The following is a 20,952-nucleotide window of genomic DNA, read 5'->3' on the forward strand; positions in this document are numbered from 1 at the left end:
TCGGTAAATGCGAGTGCAAATGTAGAATCTTTTTTTGATTTGACAAACAAATTCATCACTTTTTAAGTCTCTTGTACTATTTATTATTTCAATACTGATCTCGGATGAGCCTTAGTTCCTTATTCCTCAAAGCAATAAATGATACCGTGAAATCTCAATTTCTTACTCTAAATAAATAGCCTTCGCGCATCACTCGGTATGATTTCAAAGATTGTGTTCCCGGACCGGAGATTACTTTACCTGTACCATTCGCAATATTATAAACGGTTTTACACTTGGGGCATTGGGCATGCAAGCGATTATCTAATATCTGCTGTATTTTGTTTTTTTGAGGGGCTTCATAGGGGCAGCACATATCATAGGCGAATATATTCATTACAGATAGATCCAATAAATTACTACTTATAGCTATTACTCCTCCATATCCTGCATTGGGATATGATTTAGAATAGAATGGATTGTTAAACTCATTCTCGATTTGGGTCTGTATATCTATAATAACGCTTGCGTAAGGGATAGTATTGTTTTGGTTTTCTTCTTTGGCGCAAGCCGAAAGGAGAACAATAGTTATAAGTGTAAATGTATATTGAAATATTCTTATCATTATTTTAAAATGTTGTCTATTAATTGTAATTCCTCTGCCGAAAAAGTAGGATTGCTTAAAGCTGCAATGTTATCCTTAAGTTGTTTCACTGAGCTGGTTCCCAATATAACGGATGTTACGTACTGATTGTTTAATACCCATACCAAAGCCATCTCAGCCAATGTTTGATTACGCTTTTGAGCTAACTCATTTAATAGTTTAGATTTCTCTACGGCTTCGGCGGTAACCTGATCTTGTTGAAGAAAACCGCTTGCTTTGGCTGCACGGGAATCCAGAGGAATACCATTCAGGTATTTGTTGGTTAAAAGTCCTTGTGCCAGAGGAGAGAATGCAATGAATCCGCTACCTTCCTCATGTGACAGCCGGAGCATTTTATCTTCCACATTACGGACAAACATATTGTAGCGATCTTGATAGATTAGGCATGGAACATTATTCTCATTAAGGATATGAAATGCTTTTTTCGCCATTTCATACGGATATTTGGATAACCCGATATATAAGGCTTTTCCCTGCCGTACTATATCGACCAAAGCCATCATGGTTTCTTCAACGGGTGTTTCGCTATCATAGCGGTGGCTATAGAAAATGTCGAAATACTCTAAGCCTGTTCGTTTCAAACTTTGATTGATACTTGCCATAATGTATTTGCGTGATCCGCCATCCCCGTATGGACCATTCCACATCAGATGCCCCGCTTTTGATGAAACAATCATTTCATCACGATGGGCAAATAAGTCATTTTTGAGAACCTTACCAAAGGTTTCTTCTGCACTTCCCGGAGGAGGCCCGTAATTATTAGCCAGGTCGAAATGGGTAATGCCCTGTTCGAAAGCATACAATAACATTTCACGAGAATTATTATAGTCGTCAATCGCCCCGAAGTTATGCCATAAACCTAAGGAAAGTATAGGCAGTTTTAATCCGCTGTTTCCACAAAACTTGTATTCCATGCGTTTTTTATTTTAAGTAACGTTTAATATTTAATGCGATGTTTTATCAGTATAACTATCTCCGGTTGTTATGACTGCCAAAGCAACGTTTAAAGCAGTGAGAGCAGAGTCAAGTTTACTTGAACTATGCCGAATCGCGATAAACGACTAATCCAATTGAATAAAAAAGTCTGTGACCTTATAGTGGAACAAATGTAAAAAATCTAAATTAAAACACTACAGTAAAGATATTTAAAATATAATAATACCATTGATTAAGATAGGTAAACACATCCGCTTTCTAATAAGTGACACTCGTTACAAAAGTACCCGAAAGTAACAAATAAGGTAACAAAGGTGACTGTTGAGTGTAACTTTTACTGTTTTCGTAATATGTTGTATATCAATTATTAGTGTTTTAAAAGGTGACAAAGGTAACAAAAGTGACACTTTTTCGCATGCTTTATTTTTCCTTTTCTTGCTGTTTCCCGATTCGTGCAGATACTTAGGTCAGCCCCTGCTGCATCCTGTTTACTGCTGACTAACCCTTACATGGATAGATAAAATAAATCGACTCTCCCGATTTCTATTGTGAATATACTACCTGCCATTTTTTATCAACAATTTTGATGCGTTTGTTCTGTTAATCTAGTCAGACTTAATATCTTTGTAGTCATTAAAAAAAGATCCTACAAATTGCTTCCGGAAATGTTTTTTAAGTAAATGAAAGTATTTAATGATATACTTTCGCATCATAAGAGACTACTGGTGTTATGCTTACCAAAGCAATAAAAAGGTCTAGGACCTTAAGTAATGCAAGCTGTTTAATGCGATGTTTTATCAGCATAACTATCTCCGGTTGTTATGCCCGGTCAAAGCAATAAAAGAGTCTGCGAGCTTAGAACGGAAAAGTAAAACCGAATTTCCATTATTTCGATATGATATGTCTTTAGAATTATTTACGTTTATTTTATTTCTGGGAGCTATAGCTGCCGGTTTTTTGGGTTCCCTTACAGGGCTGGGAGGTGGAGTGGTAGTAATCCCTTTACTTACTTTGGGTTTTGGAGTCGATATGCGTTATGCCATTGGAGCAGCATTGGTTACGTCGATAGCAAGTTCTTCGGGTGCTGCCGCCGCTTATATAAAAGAAGGTATTACGAATGTCCGAATAGGGATGTTTCTGGAGATAGCTACCACTACAGGCGCTGTTATAGGTGCTGTTATTGCTATCTGGTTAGATAAAAAATATATTGCCCTTATTTTTGGTTGTGTGCTGATCTTTTCGGCAATACGAACCATAACTAAGAAGGAGGATAAAATAGATCCTTCTGCACCTGCTGATAAGCTGGCCGAGAAGCTTAAGTTGAACGGGTCTTATCCCACTAAAGAAGGAGTTGTAAATTATAAAGTACAGAATGTTGCCGCCGGTTATTCATTGATGACTTTGGCAGGTGTTTTGTCAGGCTTATTGGGAATCGGTTCGGGAGCATTAAAGGTACTGGCAATGGATACTGCCATGAAGATACCTTTTAAAGTGTCTACAACCACGAGCAATTTCATGGTGGGGGTAACAGCTGCCGCCAGTGCTGTTATTTACTTACAGAGGGGCTATATCGATCCGGGATTGGCGATGCCTATTGTTGTAGGGGTTCTTCTTGGTGCTTTCTTTGGTTCTAAGCTGTTACCAAAAGTAAATGTCAAAAAACTTAGACTGTTGTTTAGTGTCGTAATCTTCTTTTTGGCAATATCAATGATCTATAATGGATTTACCGGTAAACTTTAAATCAGTTGAGAGTGATCAGTAATCGGTTAACTTGTAAACTTAAAAAAAAATGAAACATATATTTTCAAGGGAATTCTGGGGCGAACGTGATGTCGAACAATATATCGGGAAACTGTTGCGATATGGAGTAATGTTGTCATGTGCTATTACTATATTCGGAGGAATCATTTACCTCTATCAGCATAAAGGTATTATGGTCGATTACAGCCCTGTTCCTACAGGAATGTCTTTTGGTGTAGACGAGTATTTGCGGGAATTGAATACCATATTTCCCCGAATGCTTCATTTTGACGGTGCTGCCATTGTTCAATTCGGAGTACTTGTACTTATTGCTACTCCTATTATCAGGGTTGCGTTCTCGGCATTCTCTTTTCTGATCGAGAAAGATTATTTGTATGTAGTTATTACATTAATCGTTTTAGCAATTATATTAGCTAATATGCTTTTGGGCTTACATTAAGTTCCATGTAATCAAAAATAGCAAATTAATAAAGAGAAGCATCGATATGCTTCTCTTTATTAATTGACGGTACTTGTTTACGGAAAGATTGTGTAGTCATAACTCTATCAGGTGTACTTACGCTTTTCAAATTAATAATAAGGTCTCAGACCTTATTTTACCACAAATACAATATTTATATAATCATCGTAGTTCGCTTTTTTGATAGTGGTATAACTCATTATTCCGTTAGCATTTATGCTATTGATCGTAATACGTGAAGCATCGTAATAGGTAACATAATACTGTAAATCTGTAGGCGATGTAAAATGAGGGATAGTTGTCGGCGCTCCTGTGCTTTTATACATAGGTGTGGCATACTCTGTTTTGTATTGAGCATAGAGGTCTTTGGTATATGTTCCTAATGTCGAAGTGGTGATATTGATAGAGGGCATATAGAAAAACTTACGGTTAAACAGCGTTAGGCAAGTCCATACAGGAACTGTCTCTGATCCTATGTTCTGCGAAATACATCTCTTGTCTGTATCATACACTAACAGGCTCGTAGCCGGTTTTATGATTGCTGTTTTTTGAACAGTGGTTAGCTGTGGTATTAACAATCCCTGATTATTTCCTGCTGATTGTATGTCGAGTATTGCACTGCCATCCGGTGAATCGTTATAAACACCTATTTGAGAATATAAAGGGCTGCATACTATTTGAAGCAGAAGTATCGATAGGTATAGTATCTTTTTCATTTTTATTTTTCGTTTTATTTTTGTTGAGCCGTATTAAGCAGATCCGTACGTATCATACGGTTGGTTCTGAATATGCAGTCTGTCACGTTTGCGGGCAGAGTAACAGGTGAAAGTGCTGCTCCATTGCTTTTATAGGGTGTGATGGTTATGTTGTATTTTCCTGTTGCGGTATAATTGTGCGTTTGCTTGTATATCGTGGTACCTGAAACTATAGTCTGGTTTACTTTTGCTGAACCGTCACCGAAATTCCATTCGAGTTTGGTTGGTTGATCGGCTATAGCACCGCTCATACTAATCTCAACTGTATATTTGAAGTCATTACCCACACAAACAAACGATTTGTCTACAGCTTTTGCATTGAAGAAGGATGCCACGAATGTAGGAAGTCCCCATTCTGCCGTACCTGTCAGGTAATTTTCGAACAAATGTATTTTTATATTGGGGATATCATCCTCGGGATTGGGTATAATACCAAGTCTTTTCCCTGATTTTATTATACCATACAATCTTCCGTCAGGGCCTGTTTGTACTATACCTATCAGGCTGGTTATCAATTTTGGAGTAGCTGTCATAAATTCAGCTGTAGGTATTACGTATAATCCGCCGTTTAATTGTGAGATGAACATATTTTTCCCGCTGGGAGAAAATTCTACTCCATATATACGGCCAAGTGCACTATTACCTCCCGGGTAGATATTGCGTAATTTAATATTACTGATTTTTCCTGTTGAGTTATCAAAGTCGGCAAGTAATACTTCTCCATTGGGAGCATCTATATTAGCATGACAAATTTGCTTACCATCGGGTGACATTTTCATGTAGCCTTCACTAACCATAGGTATTGTAGAAACTGTTCCGGGTATGGTCGTTATTGCTGTAGGTTCAAGATTTACAAATCCGTTTTTCGTGATAAGCCATGCAAACATATACTGTCCGGTACGGTTAAGCAGCCAGTAATCGGTTCCATTGTCATGCTTTACCGAAGTTACGTTTTCGTAAAGATTCGTAGTCGTCACATAACCTGTTGTCTTTAGGGCTGTGTTTATATTGGTTACTAATCCGTTTCCACTATTTCCGGCAGCATCAAATACACTATAAAATATGCCACCGGAACCAGTACCGCTCTGGGCATTTGATATTATAAAATAAAATCCGGGTTTTTCGGGCCAGGGTATAAGAATTCCCGATTGAGCACTACTCGAATTACCTCTAAGTCCGGAGGCTATCAATGCTTTATCTTTATTGTAAACTCTCATTCCGTCTGAGAATACAATAATACGTCCATCGCTGTCAGAAAGAGAGAAACAACCTTCGTAAGTAGATAACGGACTCGATTGGTTAGTGGGTACATCAGTAACGGCAACACTTGAAGCATCGTTTTTTGTTACCGTATTTATAAAATCCAAACCGCAGCCCGACCCGAAGAACCAGTTTGCAGCTTCTTTCTGTGCCTGTGCCTGAAAACAACTTACAGCTAATAAAAATAAGAATACGATCTTTTTCATTTTCCTTTCTTCTCTTTATTTAATTACGAATACTACATTCATAAATGTGGCATAATCAGCCTCTTTGAGTATATCATAATTAAGTACTCCCGAAGCATTCAGGCTGTTGATCTTCAATACTGTATTGTCGTAGTTGGTGATGTAATAATAAAGGTCTGTAGCAGCAGTGAAATAGGGTATCATGGCTGGGGCTCCTGTACTAACTGTCTTAGGGGTGTTAAACTGTTTCTTGTATTCGGCATACAGATCGAGAGTCTTGGCAGTTACAACGGTCGAAGCATCGATAGATATAGAAGGCATATAAAACGATTCTGACTTTGTATCTTTGGAGAGGCAAATCCATGCAGGGCTGGTTGGGGTGCCTGCATTTTGCGAAACGCATTTCAGGTTGGTATCATATACCATTAATCCGGAGGCCGGATTAGCGATAGCTGTTTTTTGAGCGGTTGTCATGCGAGGTATCAGTAAGCCTTGTGTTATGCTTTCAATATCGAGGGCTGCACTGGAATGGGGAGAGCTGGTGTTGATTCCGACCTGAGCATGACTTATCTCGAAAGATAGTAGTACACAAAAAATAATTAAAAAGTTTGTTTTCATTGTCATCTTATTATTATGTTAGTTATTTTTTTTCTTGAAAAAAGGCAGCAACATGTAATCGCTACACGCTGCTGCCGGATATAGTTGTGCCATAGGTAAACCTTTTGTTCCTACTGATTTTGAACGACAACAACAAAACAAATCAGTTATAAGAAACGGTTTACCTGAACAACTACTATTATATTTATTGGGAAAATACTTACGGAATGAATTTCCTGCGTCAGGAATACACACAGAAAAAAGAAGACGGAGTAATCCGTCTAAAATATTTTTGTAACTCATATGCTTGCTAGTTACTCTCTCTCTCTCTCTCTCTCTCTCTAATATTTTGAAAGAAATAACCAAACTTAAATAGTTAAAATTTAAGATGTTGCCTGTCGGTATATCTGTTAATGGTAATGTCATATCTTAGATAAAGAGTTGTTTTACAATGACAAATATATGAAATTTATTTAATAAAAAATAAATTTCACACAAAAGTGAGATTTTCAAATTTCAATACAGGCAAATATTTTTAGTGGTAATATTGTCTTGTATAGAAGCGGAGTGTTCTCATTCAGAACACTCTGTTTGACCCGTATTTATACATATCGCAGAACTTATTCTACATACAATACCAATCCTTTTAAATATTCTCCTTCGGGATGATAAATATTAATAGGATGGTCGGCAGGTTGAGTCAGTTGGTGCAAAATTTTCACACTTCTGCCTGATTGTGCTGCCGCACTGAATACTGCAAGCCTGAAAGCTTCTTTAGAAACGACCTGAGAGCATGAGAAAGTGAAAAGTATGCCACCCGGTGCTATTTTTTCAAATGCATTTGCATTTAGTTTCTTATAGCCTTGTAAAGCGTTTCTTATTGCTCCGCGATGTTTGGCAAAAGCAGGAGGATCTAAGATGATAAGATCATATTCTCCTTTTTCGATTTTAGCTAAATATTTAAATGCATCTTCAGCGAAGGCTGTATGTCGGCTATCGTCCGGAAAATTCAGTTCCACATTGTTTTGCGTAAACATGATTGCCTTTGCTGAACTGTCTACCGAATGTACCGATTTGGCTTTTCCCCGCATGGCATAAAAAGAAAAGCCTCCTGTGTAGCAAAACATATTCAGAACCGACCTGTCTTTCGAATACTTCTCTAGTAAAGACCTGTTATCTCTCTGATCTACAAAGAAGCCTGTTTTCTGCCCTTTAACCCAATCGGCTTGAAATTTCAGTCCGTTTTCAAGAGCAAAATTATCTACATTTTTCCCGCCGAAAAGGTAATCGTTTTCGGGAATAACATTGGGCTTATTGAGTAAGGTAGTTTCCGATTTATAGTATACGTTTTTTAATCTGTCGCCTAATACTTCGATTAATGCATTACTTATCTCTTTTCTGGAATCGTGCATACCGACTGAGTGCGATTGCATTACAGCCGTATTTCCATATATGTCGATTACTAATCCGGGCAGATTGTCGCCTTCTCCATGGACTAATCTGTATGCATTGTTTGAATCCGAAACTACACCGATTGACTTGCGGAGATTAAAAGCGATTTCCAGTTTTTCTTTCCAGAATGCCGAATCTATTTTTCTTTCCTCAAAACTAAGGACACGAACCTCTATACTGTCGATCTGAAAATGTCCTACAGCTATAAAATCGTTATTCGATGTATATACGTTTACAACTTCACCTTCAATAAGGTTCGAATCTTTTTGTGCAACTGCTCCTGAAAAAATCCAGGGATGAAAACGGCGAAGCGATTCTTCTTTCTTCGGTTTAAGTGTAATTTTTTTATAGCTCATATCTTCTTAAGTAATTTCAACTGATTATTGACGTTTTTATGACTATAACAATCTCCGGTTATTATATTTGTCAAAGCAATAAATAGATCTTCTATCTTTTTATTCTTCCGCTAAGTTTGGGCTGAGGCGTATTAATTTATTGTATATCTGCAGGCATGCCCACGCATCGAGAGAAGCATACTTTTGTTGGGCTTCACTCAATACATCCGCTTCCCAGTTCGAAAGACGCTGGCTTTTGGAAATTTTCTCTCCAAATAATATGGCGTAGATTCTTTGTAATCCATTGTCTTCTATCCCGAATTTTTTCACAAAAGCCTGTAACTCGATAAAATTTTTGGGCTCTAACTGCATACGTTTTCTTATAGCTGAAAAATCATCTTTAAGAGAAAGTCCGATCTTTTTTATATCCGGGCTAATCAGGATTTGCTTAAGACATTCCGGTATATCAATAAAATTTAATCTGAATAAAAAACAAGTATCTTCGGTTGACAATTGCATTAGCGCAATTGTTCGGATAAGTCCTTTTTTGAATGACGGGCGGGTTTCTGTATCAAAACCTATAACGCTGTGTTGCTCTAAAAATGCAACAGCCTTTTGAGCCTCTTTCTCAGTTTGTACCACAATGATTCGCCCCGGAAAAATTGCTATAGGTAAGGTTGCTATCTCTTCTTTAGTTATTGTACTTACCACTCGTCCTGTATATTATCGGAATCCAAATCATCTTCTTCCGGATTTTCTTCTCCTATCGAATATTTTAGTGAATGGAGTGCACGAAGCACATTTACCAGTTTTTGTCCCCAGTAAAGTTTGAAGTTTTCGTAACAGGTGTATAAACCTTCACTCATGTTCTCTTCAATGCCCTGCTCATATATAGAAATGAAATTTTTGATGTCTTGATATATATCTGCGATGTCTTCTGATATGCTTGCAGCAATGGGGGTGTCACTGTATTTCATGTCTTCCAGAAAAACTTCCAGATAAGTGTCGTTTTCTTTGTAAGCGGTGTATAACTTTGATATTATATAATTATAATCGTCTTCGGTAACCGTTATTTCAGGATATATGTCCTCTTCTATTTCTGTTTCGGGCAATAGTGCAGCCTTTAGATATAGCAGAGGTAATAGTTTTGTTAATTTGTCCGTATACTCTTTGCTTGTTTGAGTCTCCGGATTTTCTAAAAATGTACAGTATTGTACGGCAACTGTTACAAATTCAACTACATTTTTTGAAAATACAACATTGCTTGCCAGCTCCTTTCCCATTGTGATTTTTTTTAAGGTCTCAGACCTGTTTATTGCCTATTCCAGTATAATAACAAATGTTTGTTATGACTTTAAAATACGACATTGGATACTATCAGTTACTTATCTGATTTCGATATTACAAATTTAGGAAATAATATTGAAAGATAGTTCTTGTATGTTATAACTTCTAAAAACACTGATTATATCGACTTTATCTTTGTAATGCAACAACTAAATCGTACATTTGCAGAGTATTCTAAAACTAAATATTTTTTTCTTATTGCTTCGGCAAGTGTAAACTTTACAGATAGTTACGATTAAGAGGAAAAGACGAAACAGTCATTTTCTGTATTTATAAGAAAAAAGAACTAACAATAAAAAGATTTTAATATACTTGATGAAAACAATTGCATTTGTACTAACCGTATTTTTATCCGTAAGCAGTGCTGCTTACTCTCAGAAAGCCGAAGTTTATCAGAATAAAGAAAAATTTGGAATAAAGCAAGGTGATAAAACTTTGGTGAAAGCCCAATACGACGCAATGGAGCTTTTGGAAGAAGGTTTCTTTGCTTTCAGAAAGAAAGGTAAATGTGGAGTTATAACCAAGAGTGGGACTGTTGTAATTCCTGAAGCATATGATGATGTGAAATCTTTTGGTAATGGCTTGTTTCTTGTTAAAGACGGTAAAGCATGGGGATTGGTCGACAGGACAAATAAGTTAGTATTACCTATTGCTTACACAAGTTTTAAATTTGTGAACGATCATCTTTGTGAAGTTAAATCACAAGGGAAATTCGGTCTTATCAATAAATACGGAGATATTGTTATTCCTGCACAATACGAAGGTGTGGCTCCATTTAACGACACTTTCTTTTTAATCGAAAAAGGCGGCAAGTCGGGGCTTATTGATGATGCCGGAAAAGTAGTCGTGGAAGCACAATACGATGGTTTTGACAAAATAGTAGATAAAGATCTCTATAATGTGAGATTAGGAAATAAAATAGGTTTAATGACTCCTGAGGGGCAAGTGTTGTTGGCTCCTGTCTATGATGCAATAGAAGATGATTCGTGTATCGGGATGAAGTTGACCGAAAACGGGAAAATAGGATTTTATACCAAAACCCGCCACCTTATTGCTCCTGCATATTCAAAAGTATTGTTTTATCAACCCGAACTTGGTTTGGCTGTGGTAGAGGAAGCCGGTAAGTATGGTATTGTAACTGCTCGTGGAACTGTTACACCTTCCGCTTATGAGAATATAAGTCGTTTTTCACCCAGAGGAATAGCTTTTGTTGAGAAATCAGGGAAATTAATGGCTATCAATGTTGAAGGTCGCGAGATGGTTCTTCAGGAAATAATGGGAGCAGGTAACCAGCCTCCTAAATAAGTGTAGAAATATATCGTTTTATTATATAAACAAAAGGCTATCATTTCAGATAGCCTTTTGCTGTTTTTAGGAATGTTGCTATTAGCGCTTGTTTATATCTGCTTTGATGTTGTCAAGTAGTGATTCGGAGACCGGATATTCAAATTTCCGTGCAAACAAAGCGTCTGAGGCTGTAATGTTTTTGTAATCGCTATTGTCTAAATTGGCAGGAAAATTCCCATTCCGTTCTTCCCAGATTATAAATCTCATGTTGTTATTTATAATACTTTCTTTCATGGGTGAATTTAAGAGAATAGTCTGAAAGAAAATTTCTTCGGAACAAAATGAGTACTTGAATCTGGTTAAGTATTTAGGATGATCACTCATGTACTGAAATACATATTCTATGGATTCTCGTTTGAGAGACCAATAAGTCGATCCTCCATAGAGAAGAGGGAAGTCTTTGCTGAAATTTCTCTTAAATCCTATTACTTTTTGAAATTTAGAAAAACCTTTGATTAGTCTTTCATTCAATCCTGTTCTTCCGTCTAAAAGATCATACATGTTGTAGCGGGATAATCTGTCCATGCCATTCTCAGGCCATGCAGAATAGGGTAGAAGATGGTATTCCATAAAGTCTTTGTCCTTATTTATCTCTAAGAATTTTGTAAATTCGTCAAGAGATTTGATGGGGTAGTCATGCCCTGTAATAAGGTGGAAGTATTTATTCTCTTTATTCTTTATTGCCTCTTTAGTCAGTTCCAGTATTGCTTTGAGATGGTTGATCCCTCCCCAATTGATTTTGTATTGCTGAGATAGGTATTGAACTTTTTTTAGAGCAGACAATTTTTGGATGTCTTTGGGCGAGATCGAGCTTTTCTTGTCTATATGAATATATATATTGAATCTGTCATCGAAAAAGTTAACCAACTCTTCCAGATGATGATAATTCTTATATGCTGTGATTAAAATAGCTTGCATAATTTTTACTCTTTTCTTTATTTTTCGAGTTGAAAATCAATTCCGTAATACAAAGACATATATGGTAATGCATAAGGTGTGTCTCCTAATCCGAATTTAGTACGTGCCTGATATTCTTTAAAAACAACACTTTGGATATTTTTGTTTTTCTTTTCATTTATAACCAGCATCCTTTCTTCCCAAATATTATTTATGGCTGTTACATCCTTGTATGCATCATAGAAAGAGGCAAGGAAGCTTATTATACAAAATAAAATGACGCAATATTTTGCTTGTCTTATTAGTGGTGTAAAATTGCCGATTTTATTGTATAATATACCGAATGCTATAATATTAAAGGTTATCGTTCCGAACCATGCACGTGCCGGAAATCCCGGTGATGCAACCATGATATATATAGATATAAACACCCCGATGAAGTAAATGGATAAGTAAGAAAGGGTTGCTCTTCTGTTATTGACATTGAATTTTATATATATAATCATTAATAATGCGGTTGCCAGATTCAAAAGCCCTAAATAGTTGATAAAACGTTGTGTGTAGTTTAATATCCTGTATGTAACTAAAAACGGGCTGATAGAGGTACCTTCGGCTCTGGCGAAGTTGCCCGGAGCAGTAATCATAATAATATATCCGATGATTGAGCCAATAAGACCTAAGTACATCCATGCAGGGATTTTATAGTTGATGCATTTATAATATAATATAAAACACAGGATCATAATAATCATTGCAGCGGCGGTATTCTCGTTAGTCCACCCTGCTATGAGTCCTCCGATAAACATTACAAATGAAAATAGTATGCTTCTTAAAATTGATAACTCTTTGTTCTCATACAACCGGTATGGCAGCAGGAATAATAAAATGATTAGAGTTCCCCAAAGATAATTCGAGCTACCTGTTATCCATAAAACCGTTTCGGCAAATACCGGTTGCAAGAACCAGGTCAGAGAAAAGGAAATAATAAGAATACTTATGCTATTCTTCAGCTTTCCTGTAATATGGTAGTGAACCGTTATTATAAAAGCAACAAATCCTATTGAGTTTATAATGTCGATAAAAAGAGAATTATTGCTTAGCAGTAATGCCTGCGTGATAAAGTGAACGATGCTTCGTCCTCCCCATTTGTAATAGTGTAAATATTGCGACTCGAATACATCACTTATTGAAGTCAGGCGATTTTGAGTCTGATAAATAAAAGAATAGACAAAATCATCCCCGATAAGTGGAGTTTTAATGTTAAGGAAAAGAATAAATGGAAAGATAAGGCATAGTACAATAAAGAACAGGGTATTGTAGGTTGATCTGCTTTGAATAATAAAACTGTCCCAAGAACTAAGCCTTGATTCTAACCGAAATAACAGGTCTTTTGTCCGAAAAATATTTTTTTCGAATAAAAAGGATATTTTATTTAACATTTTGATTCATCTTCTTTTTAAGACTTTTATTTATATACAAATATAAAAAATTATATATTCTTTTGATAAAAAAGTGCTTATATATCACACATATCTCAAAGAATAATTGTGTTTTGTGCTGAAAAAAAGAGGTTTAATGTTTTTCTCTAAAAAAAAACTCTTATATTTGCACATTATTACGAATTAACATTAATCAATGTTTTGGATATGAACAAAAAGGATTTTATCATTTCATTCCTCTTTATTACAAGTCTTTTTTCACTTTCAGCTCAAGAAGAGTCAAGCCGTACTCTTGTTTCTGAGGAGGTGGAATACGGACAACCTAATCAGACTTATAATACATATAAGACTACTTGGAAAAAAAATAGATTTAAGGATAATTGGAGTATTTCTATTGGTGGTGGTGGTCAGGTACTGATGGGTATCGACGACGATAAGGCTCCATTCAAAGAGCGTGTAACATTTGCACCCCAATTTACAATCTCAAAATATTTTTCTCCTATCTGGGGATTGAGATTAAATTTCACCGGAGGATCTTTACACGGATTCAACGATGGAGTTAGCGGTACTTATGTTAAATGGAATCACGGGGATAGAGATTATATGGGAAAAGGATACGCTGGTAGACCAGGATATCCGACCTCAACCGGTGTACACTTTTTGACTTGGGATCCGCAATGGAGTCATATGGGCTTTACATTGAATGACCCAGATATTAATAAAAGAATTATTCTTGATAATGGCGCCTATAAATGGGTTCCTGGTATGAGTGGAGAACTATATATGGAGGAAACCAGATATGCTCAAGCGAATATTGATTTTATGGTTGACTTTTTTAACTTAGTCGGTAACTATAATCCAAAACGTTTATTTGAACTTACTCCCTTTGGAGGTATTGGACTATATCGCACATTTGCCTATAGAGGCGGTATTAATATGTGGCTAACTGGTATTCATGGAGGACTAATAGCAAAATTCAGAGTGTCTGATAGAATAGGTGTTAACGCTGAATTTTCAGGATCGATGTTGAGTGATAACTTTGACGGACATACTGGAGATGATCAGAATGCAGATATTATTGCTCAAAGTACTTTATCTCTAGCTTACAAATTTGGAAGAACAGATTGGGAAGTTGCTGAGCCAATGGATTATGAATTGGTTAATCGTCTTAATGATGAAATAAATACACTGAGAGAACGTAATGCTAAGTTGGCTGCTAAAGAGTGTCCTACTTGTCCTCCTCCTCCTCCGGTTGTTAAAAGTGAACCAACAACAAGCTCTGATATTAAATTCTTACCGGATCCGGTATTCTTTAGAATTGACAAAGCTATTATCGATCCTACTGAATGGGCTAAGATTGACAAAGCTGCAAGATACTTAACTGATCATCCCGATGTTAATGTGGTAGTTACAGGTTATGCAGATAAGAAAACAGCATACCCTGAATACAACATGAAATTATCAGAACGCCGTGCTAAGACTGTGTCTCAAGCGTTGATCGAGAAATATGGTATCAATCCATTGAGAGTTTCTATTAACTGGTCAGGAGATCAAATCCAACCATTTAAGATAAACGAATGGAACCGTGTTGTTATATTTGTTATTGAATAAATAGTAAACTATATAATATTAGAACGTCTCTTAGTGAAAACTAAGGGACGTTTTTTTATATTTGTTTATTGGTAGAATTATAATAGAGGAAAACTAATAATCAATATGATATGGAAAAGGTAAACTGGGGTATTATTGGCTGTGGTAATGTTTGTGAGAAGAAGAGTGGTCCTTCTTTTTATAAGATAGAACATTCTGCTTTAGCTGCTGTAATGAGGAGAGACATAGATAAGGTGAAAGATTATGCCCAGAGGCATAACGTCTCGAGATATTACACTGATGCCGATCAGCTTATCTCTAGCCCTGATGTTGATGCGGTATATATTGCTACACCTCCCAATACTCATGCCAGCTATGCGATTAAAGCCATGCAAGCCGGTAAACCTGTGTACGTAGAAAAGCCTATGGCAATGAACCTTACAGAATGTGAAGAAATGATTAAAGTCTCTGCTGCAACTAATCAGAAGTTATTTGTAGCTTTCTATCGAAGGGCGTTGCCTTACTTTCTAAAAGTGCAGTATCTACTAGAGGATAAGGCGATAGGTGAGATTTTAACTGTTGATGTAAAGCAATATCGGTCACCCAGACTGTCTGATTTAACATTCTCTGATCAGACTTGGAGGGTTGATAAGAATATAGCAGGGGAAGGTTATTTTTATGATCTGGCTCCTCATACTTTAGATATACTGGATTTCTTATTGGGTGAGATTAGCGATGCGAAAGGTTTCTCTGCAAACTTAGGTAAGCTCTATGATGCGAAAGACACTATATCAGCTATACTTCAATTCAAATCAGGAGTTATAGGTAGTGGTCAATGGTGTTTTGTTACCTCTAATCAGACGGATATCGATTCTATAATTATTACAGGAACTAAGGGCGAGATCAGATTCAGCACATTTGCTTTCTCACCTATTGAATTGATAACAGAAGTGCTTTCGGAAAGTTTTGATATTCCTTCACCTGAGCATATTCAGCAACCCTTGATTCAAACAATCGTAGATGAATTAAGAGGTGTCGGACAGTGCCCTTCTACCGGGATTAGCGGTGCGAGAACTTCCAGAGTAATGGACTTGATTCTTAAATCTTAAATATAGATTATGACCTTAAACTTCATAATAGTTTAAGGTCATATCGATATTATTATGCCTTAGTTGTTGAAGGTGAGAGCCTGACCTCTTACTTCATTAACCTGTCCGTTTTCAAAAGCTATTTGTCCGTTTAAAAATGTCTTTTCAATAGAGGCTGATACGGTTTCGTTCTCTAGTGGAGACCATTTACATTTATATAAAATATTATCTTGAGTGATTGTATAATCCTTATTTGGATTCACTAAAACAAGATCAGCAAAATACCCTTCACGAATGTATCCTCGTTTATTTACTCTGAAAAGAGTGGCAGGTGCATGGCACATTTTGTCAACGACTTCCTCTTTCGATATTTTACCTTGTTTAGATAACTCAAGCATCATCTGTAACGAGTGTTGCACTAAAGGGCCCCCTGAAGCCGCTTGTAAGCATCCTCCTGCTTTTTCTTCCAATAAATGTGGTGCATGATCTGTGGCTACCACATCCAGTTTACCTTTAAGTAATCCCTGAAGAAGAGCATCCCTGTCCTGTTTTGTCTTTACTGCAGGATTCCATTTGATGCGATTCCCGTATTTCTCATAATTTTCGTCTGAGAACCAAAGGTGATGTACACAAACTTCGCCTGTGATTTTTTTCTCGGCAAGAGGTTTAATATCAAAGAGACTGATCTCTCTTTCTGTTGAAAGGTGAAGTATATGAAGTCTTGCACCATATTTGTCTGCAAGTTCTACCGCCTTGGCCGACGATTGGTAACAAGCCTCTGCACTTCTTATCAACGGATGGTATTTTACGGGGATATCATCACCTAATAAGTCCTTGTAGTAAGCAATATTTTTTTGTATAATCTCTTCTTCTTCACAGTGGGTTGTGATAATCATATCTATTTCTGCAAAGATTCCTTCCAATGCTTTTCGTTTATCTACAAGCATATTTCCTGTAGATGATCCCATGAATATTTTTACTCCGCAGGTATTCTTCTTGTCGATCTTTCGAAGCTCAGCTAGATTATCATTAGTAGCTCCCAAGTAGAAAGAATAGTTGGCGTATGACTTTTGTGAAGCCACTTCAAACTTAGTATCTAAAGCCTCTATTGAGGTTGTTTGAGGTTTGGTATTGGGCATTTCCATGTAAGAGGTTACTCCTCCCGCAATAGCCGCTTTACTTTCGGTGGCTATATCTCCTTTGTGTGTTAGTCCGGGATCTCTAAAGTGAACCTGATCATCTATTACGCCCGGCATTAACCATAAACCTTCGGCATTGATAACTGTTGCTCTGTTTAGAATTTCAGAAGGAATCTCGTTGTTTGTATAAACAGCTTTAATAATCTCCCCTTCTATCAGGACAGATCCTTTAGTTGATTTGCCTTCATTTATGATTGTAGCGTTCTGAATAAGATACATACCTATTATTGTTTTCTGGTTATCCATTAAGGTCTCAGACCTTTTTATTATCCAATCTAAATATAACTATTATTGTAAGTTGTGGCTTTAAAGTCTCACATTAAATTTCAACTTTTCTTTAATATTATCTTATAGATTGTATTGCAAAGATAACCGTTTTGATGATAAGTAGTCCAAAATAGGGATGAAGACCTCTTTACAAATTGGAGATATAAGTTCTGGGTAAAGGTGACACGTGTTCTTGTTTAATTAATTATAGTATTGCTGTGTGTTTGTGAATCTAGTAGTATGCGAATCTTTGTTTTTTTAGATAGTTATCTAACAGATTGATTGTCTAGAATCTTAAATTCTTCATTTAAGATTCTTCTACTCAATAAAATATTGTATATCTTTGTCGAAAGATAAACGAAAAAATACTCCGGTGAAAATATCTAAGTAAAATGGATGGTTATATACCATCATGAAACTCCGAACACTTCGGAACATTTTGGTTAATACAATTATCAATTTTGTCAGCTGCAATATCTGCAAATGCACTGGTATAAACTTAGAATTCATGTAATTAATAAATTATACAAGTCTTTAATAATTTGTTTTGGTTCATAACCGACTATAGTTGTTATGCTTACTAAAACAATAAAGAGGTTTGATGTCTTTAAGCAACACATTCGTGATTGTTTATCCATATCTATTTTATACCTACCATCTACTAAATGGGTTTTTAGACCCTAGTTTATAATATTATACATTAGTGCTTTATGAGTATTACAGTTAATAACCTTTCATATATACATCCCGATAAAGAGAGTCTATTTCAAAATATCAACTTCAATATTTCATCGGGAGAAAAAATTGCTTTAATCGGTAATAATGGTTCGGGAAAATCGACATTGTTACGAATTCTAGCAGTAGAGCTTGATCCCTCGGATGGTGAAGTTATTTATTTCGATAAACCGTATTATATCCCTCAACACTTTGGGCAATATAATGATCTTACCATTTCTCAGGCTCTTGGAGTAGACGGTAAGCTAAATGCGTTGCATGCTATTCTCGATGGAGATACCTCAATGGAGAATCTTGAATGTCTGGATGATGACTGGAATGTTGAGAATAGAATTGATGCAGCTCTGCTTTTCTGGGGGCTACAAGACTTAGATTTATCTCAACCGATGAGAAACTTAAGTGGAGGTGAAAAAACAAAAGTTTTTTTATCTGCAATCTTGATTCATTCACCCGCAATTATTCTTTTAGATGAACCATCTAATCATCTTGATTTAGAGAGTCGCAACTTGCTTTATCAATTTATAAAAAAGAGTAAGGCAACCATCCTTGTTGTGAGTCACGATAGAACTTTACTGAATCTATTGGAAAGAACTATGGAGTTGAGAAAAGATACAGTTGATATTTATGGCGGTAACTATGATTTCTACGAAATTCAAAAAGAGGAAAAGATAAATGCTCTGCAAGCTCAGCTCGAAGAGAATGAAAAGACTTTAAAGTTAGCCCGACAAAAGGCAAGGGATATTGCAGAACAAAAGCAAAAGAATGAGGTAAGAGGTAAGAAGCAGAAGCAAAAGGCGGGCATTCCTCGTATAGCAATGGGAATGCTAAAGGATAAGGCAGAGCAGAGCGGTGCTAAGCTGAGAAATATTCAGAATGAAAAATTGAATGATATTTCGGATAGTAATAAACTAATCAGGCAGCATATTCAGAAAGAGAAAATATTGAAAGTCGATTTTCATACCTCGAATCTACATTCCGGGAAAATCCTTATTGAAGCAAAGGATCTGAATTTTTCATATACCGAACAGCCTCTGTGGTCTGAACCTTTAAATTTTCAAGTTCGTAGCGATGACAGAATAAGAATTATTGGTAATAATGGTGCAGGGAAAACAACTCTCATTAAAATTATAACAGGAAAATTAGAACCTTCAGCCGGAAGTGTTTTTATTGCTGATTTCCAGTCTCTTTATATCGATCAGGAATACTCTATTATCGATAATGAGTTGTCAGTCTTTGATCAGGTTGAAAAGTTTAACGAGCGGCATCTTTTAGAGCATGAACTAAAAATACTTTTGCATCGTTATCAATTTCCTAATAGTGTGTGGAACAGAAAATGTATACAACTAAGTGGCGGTGAAAAGATGAAACTCATTCTTTGTTGTTTAGCGGTGAGTAATAATATGCCTGACGTAGTTATATTGGATGAGCCGACCAATAATTTAGATATACACAGTCAAAAGATATTGATAGCTTCCATCAAAGATTTTGGAGGATCGGTTATAGTAATTTCTCACGATCAAAGTTTTATCGATGAGATTCATGTGAACCAAACAATAGAACTCAATTGATAGAGTATTAAGATTATGCGGACTGCGAGCTGCATAATCTTAAGAAGTATTATCTTTTTTTCTTGTATGAAACATTGTACCTTTGTCAGAATTTTGGCTGTAAAGCATTAGTTTTCTCTGTTGGTATGGATATATCAGGCAGTTATATACAATAAAAGTAACAAATTGTAAAAGTAGTATTGTAATGAAAAGTCTCAAAGGTGTTTTTTTTGCACTTATTTCATCGGGCACATTTGGTTTGATTCCCTTGTTTTCGATTCCTCTAATGACCGATTCTAATATGGGGTTACCTTCGATTCTGTTTTATCGCTTTTTGTTTTCTACTATATTAATGGGAGCAATTTGTTTGTTTAAAAAAGAAAACTTCCAAATCTCTAAAAAAGATATTTTTACACTTAGCTGGTTAGGTTTACTTTACGCAGCAACAGCAATGTGTCTTATTTATTCCTATAAATATATTCCCAGTGGATTAGCTACTACCATACATTTTCTGTATCCTATTGCAGTAAGCTTTTTGATGGTTGTATTTTTTAAGGAACGGAAATCTATAGTTTTGTTTTTAGCTGCAATTTTGTCATTGATCGGGGTCGCATTACTTTGTTGGAATGGTGGAGGATCTATAAAATTGATTGGAGTGGCTATTGCATCCCTTACGGTGATAACCTATTCTGTATATATTGTTGGTATCAATCAGTCATCTGTAAGTAAAATGAATGCTGAGATTCTTACGTTCTATATATTACTTTCGGGTGCAATTCTGTTTTTGATATTTGCAGGAGTATCACCATCGGGTATTGAATCAATTCCAGACTTTACTGCTTTTGGGCGATTAGCATTACTTGCTTTCTTAGCTACTGTGGTTTCGGACTTGACTTTGATTCTGGCGATAAAATATGTGGGTTCTACGATCACATCTATATTGGGTTCTATGGAACCTCTTGTTGCTGTGCTTATTGGAGTGTTATACTTTTCAGAATATTTTAATATGAATAGTGCATTCGGTATTTTCCTGATACTCGTTTCGGTTAGCTTAGTTATAATCTTTGGTAAGCAGAGAAAAGAGATTTTATCAGGCGATAAACACTGATTCC

Annotated in this window: 19 protein-coding genes; 7 read left to right on the top strand and 12 right to left on the bottom strand. The window is 36.1% G+C overall.

Annotated elements, in window-relative coordinates:
* Nucleotides 1-154: 154 nt before the first annotated feature.
* Both CLV62_RS15230 and CLV62_RS15235 read right to left on the bottom strand, forming a co-directional pair.
* A complete protein-coding gene (locus CLV62_RS15230) occupies nucleotides 155-604 on the bottom strand; it encodes a Rieske (2Fe-2S) protein (RefSeq protein WP_110311634.1) in 450 nt (149 codons plus the stop codon).
* Complete coding sequence (locus CLV62_RS15235; protein WP_110311635.1) at nucleotides 604-1,557, bottom strand: aldo/keto reductase; 954 nt, start codon at nucleotides 1,555-1,557, stop codon at nucleotides 604-606. The genes CLV62_RS15230 and CLV62_RS15235 overlap by 1 nt, the downstream gene beginning before the upstream one ends.
* Before the next feature lie 922 nt (nucleotides 1,558-2,479).
* Here CLV62_RS15235 and CLV62_RS15240 point away from each other — a divergent pair.
* Nucleotides 2,480-3,319: a sulfite exporter TauE/SafE family protein gene (locus tag CLV62_RS15240; RefSeq protein WP_110311636.1), complete on the top strand. Its 840-nt coding sequence runs from the start codon at nucleotides 2,480-2,482 to the stop codon at nucleotides 3,317-3,319.
* Nucleotides 3,320-3,368: 49 nt separating this feature from the next.
* Entirely contained in the window at nucleotides 3,369-3,779 is a 411-nt protein-coding gene (locus CLV62_RS15245; protein ID WP_110311637.1) for a DUF1634 domain-containing protein, read from the top strand.
* Between the two features lie 152 nt (nucleotides 3,780-3,931).
* On the opposite strand, the gene CLV62_RS15250 is transcribed toward CLV62_RS15245, so the two are convergent.
* The 7 genes from CLV62_RS15250 to CLV62_RS15280 form a co-directional block, all read right to left on the bottom strand.
* Complete coding sequence (locus CLV62_RS15250) at nucleotides 3,932-4,516, bottom strand: hypothetical protein (RefSeq protein ID WP_110311638.1); 585 nt, start codon at nucleotides 4,514-4,516, stop codon at nucleotides 3,932-3,934.
* A 14-nt stretch (nucleotides 4,517-4,530) separates the two neighbouring features.
* Complete coding sequence (locus CLV62_RS15255) at nucleotides 4,531-6,021, bottom strand: PKD domain-containing protein (protein ID WP_110311639.1); 1,491 nt, start codon at nucleotides 6,019-6,021, stop codon at nucleotides 4,531-4,533.
* A gap of 15 nt (nucleotides 6,022-6,036) precedes the next feature.
* The gene (locus CLV62_RS15260; RefSeq protein ID WP_110311674.1) at nucleotides 6,037-6,618 is read right to left on the bottom strand and encodes a hypothetical protein; all 582 of its coding nucleotides are present in this window, start codon (nucleotides 6,616-6,618) and stop codon (nucleotides 6,037-6,039) included.
* Nucleotides 6,619-6,636: 18 nt separating this feature from the next.
* Nucleotides 6,637-7,023, bottom strand: coding sequence for a hypothetical protein (locus tag CLV62_RS15265; RefSeq protein WP_110311640.1), 387 nt, complete (start codon nucleotides 7,021-7,023; stop codon nucleotides 6,637-6,639).
* A gap of 194 nt (nucleotides 7,024-7,217) precedes the next feature.
* On the bottom strand, nucleotides 7,218-8,405 hold the full coding sequence (locus CLV62_RS15270; protein ID WP_110311641.1) for a class I SAM-dependent rRNA methyltransferase: 1,188 nt from the start codon (nucleotides 8,403-8,405) through the stop codon (nucleotides 7,218-7,220).
* A 99-nt stretch (nucleotides 8,406-8,504) separates the two neighbouring features.
* On the bottom strand, nucleotides 8,505-9,095 hold the full coding sequence (locus tag CLV62_RS15275) for a 3'-5' exonuclease (protein ID WP_110311642.1): 591 nt from the start codon (nucleotides 9,093-9,095) through the stop codon (nucleotides 8,505-8,507).
* On the bottom strand, nucleotides 9,089-9,667 hold the full coding sequence (locus tag CLV62_RS15280) for a DUF5063 domain-containing protein (RefSeq protein WP_110311643.1): 579 nt from the start codon (nucleotides 9,665-9,667) through the stop codon (nucleotides 9,089-9,091). The genes CLV62_RS15275 and CLV62_RS15280 overlap by 7 nt, the downstream gene beginning before the upstream one ends.
* Nucleotides 9,668-10,046: 379 nt before the next feature.
* On the opposite strand from CLV62_RS15280, the gene CLV62_RS15285 reads away from it, so the two are divergent.
* On the top strand, nucleotides 10,047-11,036 hold the full coding sequence (locus CLV62_RS15285; RefSeq protein WP_110311644.1) for a WG repeat-containing protein: 990 nt from the start codon (nucleotides 10,047-10,049) through the stop codon (nucleotides 11,034-11,036).
* Between the two features lie 81 nt (nucleotides 11,037-11,117).
* Here CLV62_RS15285 and CLV62_RS15290 read toward each other — a convergent pair whose 3' ends face one another.
* Both CLV62_RS15290 and CLV62_RS15295 read right to left on the bottom strand, forming a co-directional pair.
* Nucleotides 11,118-11,996: a beta-1,6-N-acetylglucosaminyltransferase gene (locus tag CLV62_RS15290; RefSeq protein WP_110311645.1), complete on the bottom strand. Its 879-nt coding sequence runs from the start codon at nucleotides 11,994-11,996 to the stop codon at nucleotides 11,118-11,120.
* A 17-nt stretch (nucleotides 11,997-12,013) separates the two neighbouring features.
* Nucleotides 12,014-13,414, bottom strand: a complete 1,401-nt coding sequence (locus CLV62_RS15295) for a DUF3329 domain-containing protein (protein WP_110311646.1) — start codon at nucleotides 13,412-13,414, stop codon at nucleotides 12,014-12,016.
* A gap of 207 nt (nucleotides 13,415-13,621) precedes the next feature.
* Between CLV62_RS15295 and CLV62_RS15300 the strand changes: the two genes are divergently transcribed.
* Both CLV62_RS15300 and CLV62_RS15305 read left to right on the top strand, forming a co-directional pair.
* Nucleotides 13,622-15,025 (top strand): OmpA family protein, encoded by a 1,404-nt coding sequence (locus tag CLV62_RS15300; RefSeq protein WP_110311647.1) that lies wholly within the window; start codon nucleotides 13,622-13,624, stop codon nucleotides 15,023-15,025.
* A gap of 110 nt (nucleotides 15,026-15,135) precedes the next feature.
* Entirely contained in the window at nucleotides 15,136-16,113 is a 978-nt protein-coding gene (locus tag CLV62_RS15305; protein WP_110311648.1) for a Gfo/Idh/MocA family protein, read from the top strand.
* A gap of 59 nt (nucleotides 16,114-16,172) precedes the next feature.
* Here CLV62_RS15305 and CLV62_RS15310 read toward each other — a convergent pair whose 3' ends face one another.
* Nucleotides 16,173-17,510 (bottom strand): dihydroorotase, encoded by a 1,338-nt coding sequence (locus CLV62_RS15310; protein WP_110311675.1) that lies wholly within the window; start codon nucleotides 17,508-17,510, stop codon nucleotides 16,173-16,175.
* 758 nt (nucleotides 17,511-18,268) lie between these two features.
* Here CLV62_RS15310 and CLV62_RS15315 point away from each other — a divergent pair.
* On the top strand, nucleotides 18,269-19,861 hold the full coding sequence (locus CLV62_RS15315) for an ABC-F family ATP-binding cassette domain-containing protein (protein ID WP_110311649.1): 1,593 nt from the start codon (nucleotides 18,269-18,271) through the stop codon (nucleotides 19,859-19,861).
* Between the two features lie 184 nt (nucleotides 19,862-20,045).
* Nucleotides 20,046-20,948, top strand: coding sequence for an EamA family transporter (locus tag CLV62_RS15320; RefSeq protein WP_110311650.1), 903 nt, complete (start codon nucleotides 20,046-20,048; stop codon nucleotides 20,946-20,948).
* The last annotated feature ends 4 nt before the right edge of the window (nucleotides 20,949-20,952 follow it).

It is taken from the genome of Indolivaga alginatilytica (genome assembly GCF_003201355.1).
Taxonomy (GTDB): domain Bacteria; phylum Bacteroidota; class Bacteroidia; order Bacteroidales; family Dysgonomonadaceae; genus Dysgonomonas_A; species Dysgonomonas_A alginatilytica.

What these genes read in the sequence shown, in the direction of transcription:
- CLV62_RS15305 (WP_110311648.1), top strand. Translation starts at nt 15,136, where the DNA reads ATGGAAAAGGTAAACTGGGGTATTATTGGCTGTGGTAATGTTTGTGAG.
- CLV62_RS15310 (WP_110311675.1), bottom strand. Translation starts at nt 17,510, where the DNA reads ATGTATCTTATTCAGAACGCTACAATCATAAATGAAGGCAAATCAACT.
- CLV62_RS15235 (WP_110311635.1), bottom strand. Translation starts at nt 1,557, where the DNA reads ATGGAATACAAGTTTTGTGGAAACAGCGGATTAAAACTGCCTATACTT.
- CLV62_RS15245 (WP_110311637.1), top strand. Translation starts at nt 3,369, where the DNA reads ATGAAACATATATTTTCAAGGGAATTCTGGGGCGAACGTGATGTCGAA.
- CLV62_RS15300 (WP_110311647.1), top strand. Translation starts at nt 13,622, where the DNA reads ATGAACAAAAAGGATTTTATCATTTCATTCCTCTTTATTACAAGTCTT.
- CLV62_RS15260 (WP_110311674.1), bottom strand. Translation starts at nt 6,618, where the DNA reads ATGAAAACAAACTTTTTAATTATTTTTTGTGTACTACTATCTTTCGAG.
- CLV62_RS15250 (WP_110311638.1), bottom strand. Translation starts at nt 4,516, where the DNA reads ATGAAAAAGATACTATACCTATCGATACTTCTGCTTCAAATAGTATGC.
- CLV62_RS15240 (WP_110311636.1), top strand. Translation starts at nt 2,480, where the DNA reads ATGTCTTTAGAATTATTTACGTTTATTTTATTTCTGGGAGCTATAGCT.
- CLV62_RS15280 (WP_110311643.1), bottom strand. Translation starts at nt 9,667, where the DNA reads ATGGGAAAGGAGCTGGCAAGCAATGTTGTATTTTCAAAAAATGTAGTT.
- CLV62_RS15320 (WP_110311650.1), top strand. Translation starts at nt 20,046, where the DNA reads ATGAAAAGTCTCAAAGGTGTTTTTTTTGCACTTATTTCATCGGGCACA.
- CLV62_RS15295 (WP_110311646.1), bottom strand. Translation starts at nt 13,414, where the DNA reads ATGTTAAATAAAATATCCTTTTTATTCGAAAAAAATATTTTTCGGACA.
- CLV62_RS15315 (WP_110311649.1), top strand. Translation starts at nt 18,269, where the DNA reads ATGAGTATTACAGTTAATAACCTTTCATATATACATCCCGATAAAGAG.
- CLV62_RS15255 (WP_110311639.1), bottom strand. Translation starts at nt 6,021, where the DNA reads ATGAAAAAGATCGTATTCTTATTTTTATTAGCTGTAAGTTGTTTTCAG.
- CLV62_RS15270 (WP_110311641.1), bottom strand. Translation starts at nt 8,405, where the DNA reads ATGAGCTATAAAAAAATTACACTTAAACCGAAGAAAGAAGAATCGCTT.
- CLV62_RS15230 (WP_110311634.1), bottom strand. Translation starts at nt 604, where the DNA reads ATGATAAGAATATTTCAATATACATTTACACTTATAACTATTGTTCTC.
- CLV62_RS15285 (WP_110311644.1), top strand. Translation starts at nt 10,047, where the DNA reads ATGAAAACAATTGCATTTGTACTAACCGTATTTTTATCCGTAAGCAGT.
- CLV62_RS15290 (WP_110311645.1), bottom strand. Translation starts at nt 11,996, where the DNA reads ATGCAAGCTATTTTAATCACAGCATATAAGAATTATCATCATCTGGAA.
- CLV62_RS15265 (WP_110311640.1), bottom strand. Translation starts at nt 7,023, where the DNA reads ATGACATTACCATTAACAGATATACCGACAGGCAACATCTTAAATTTT.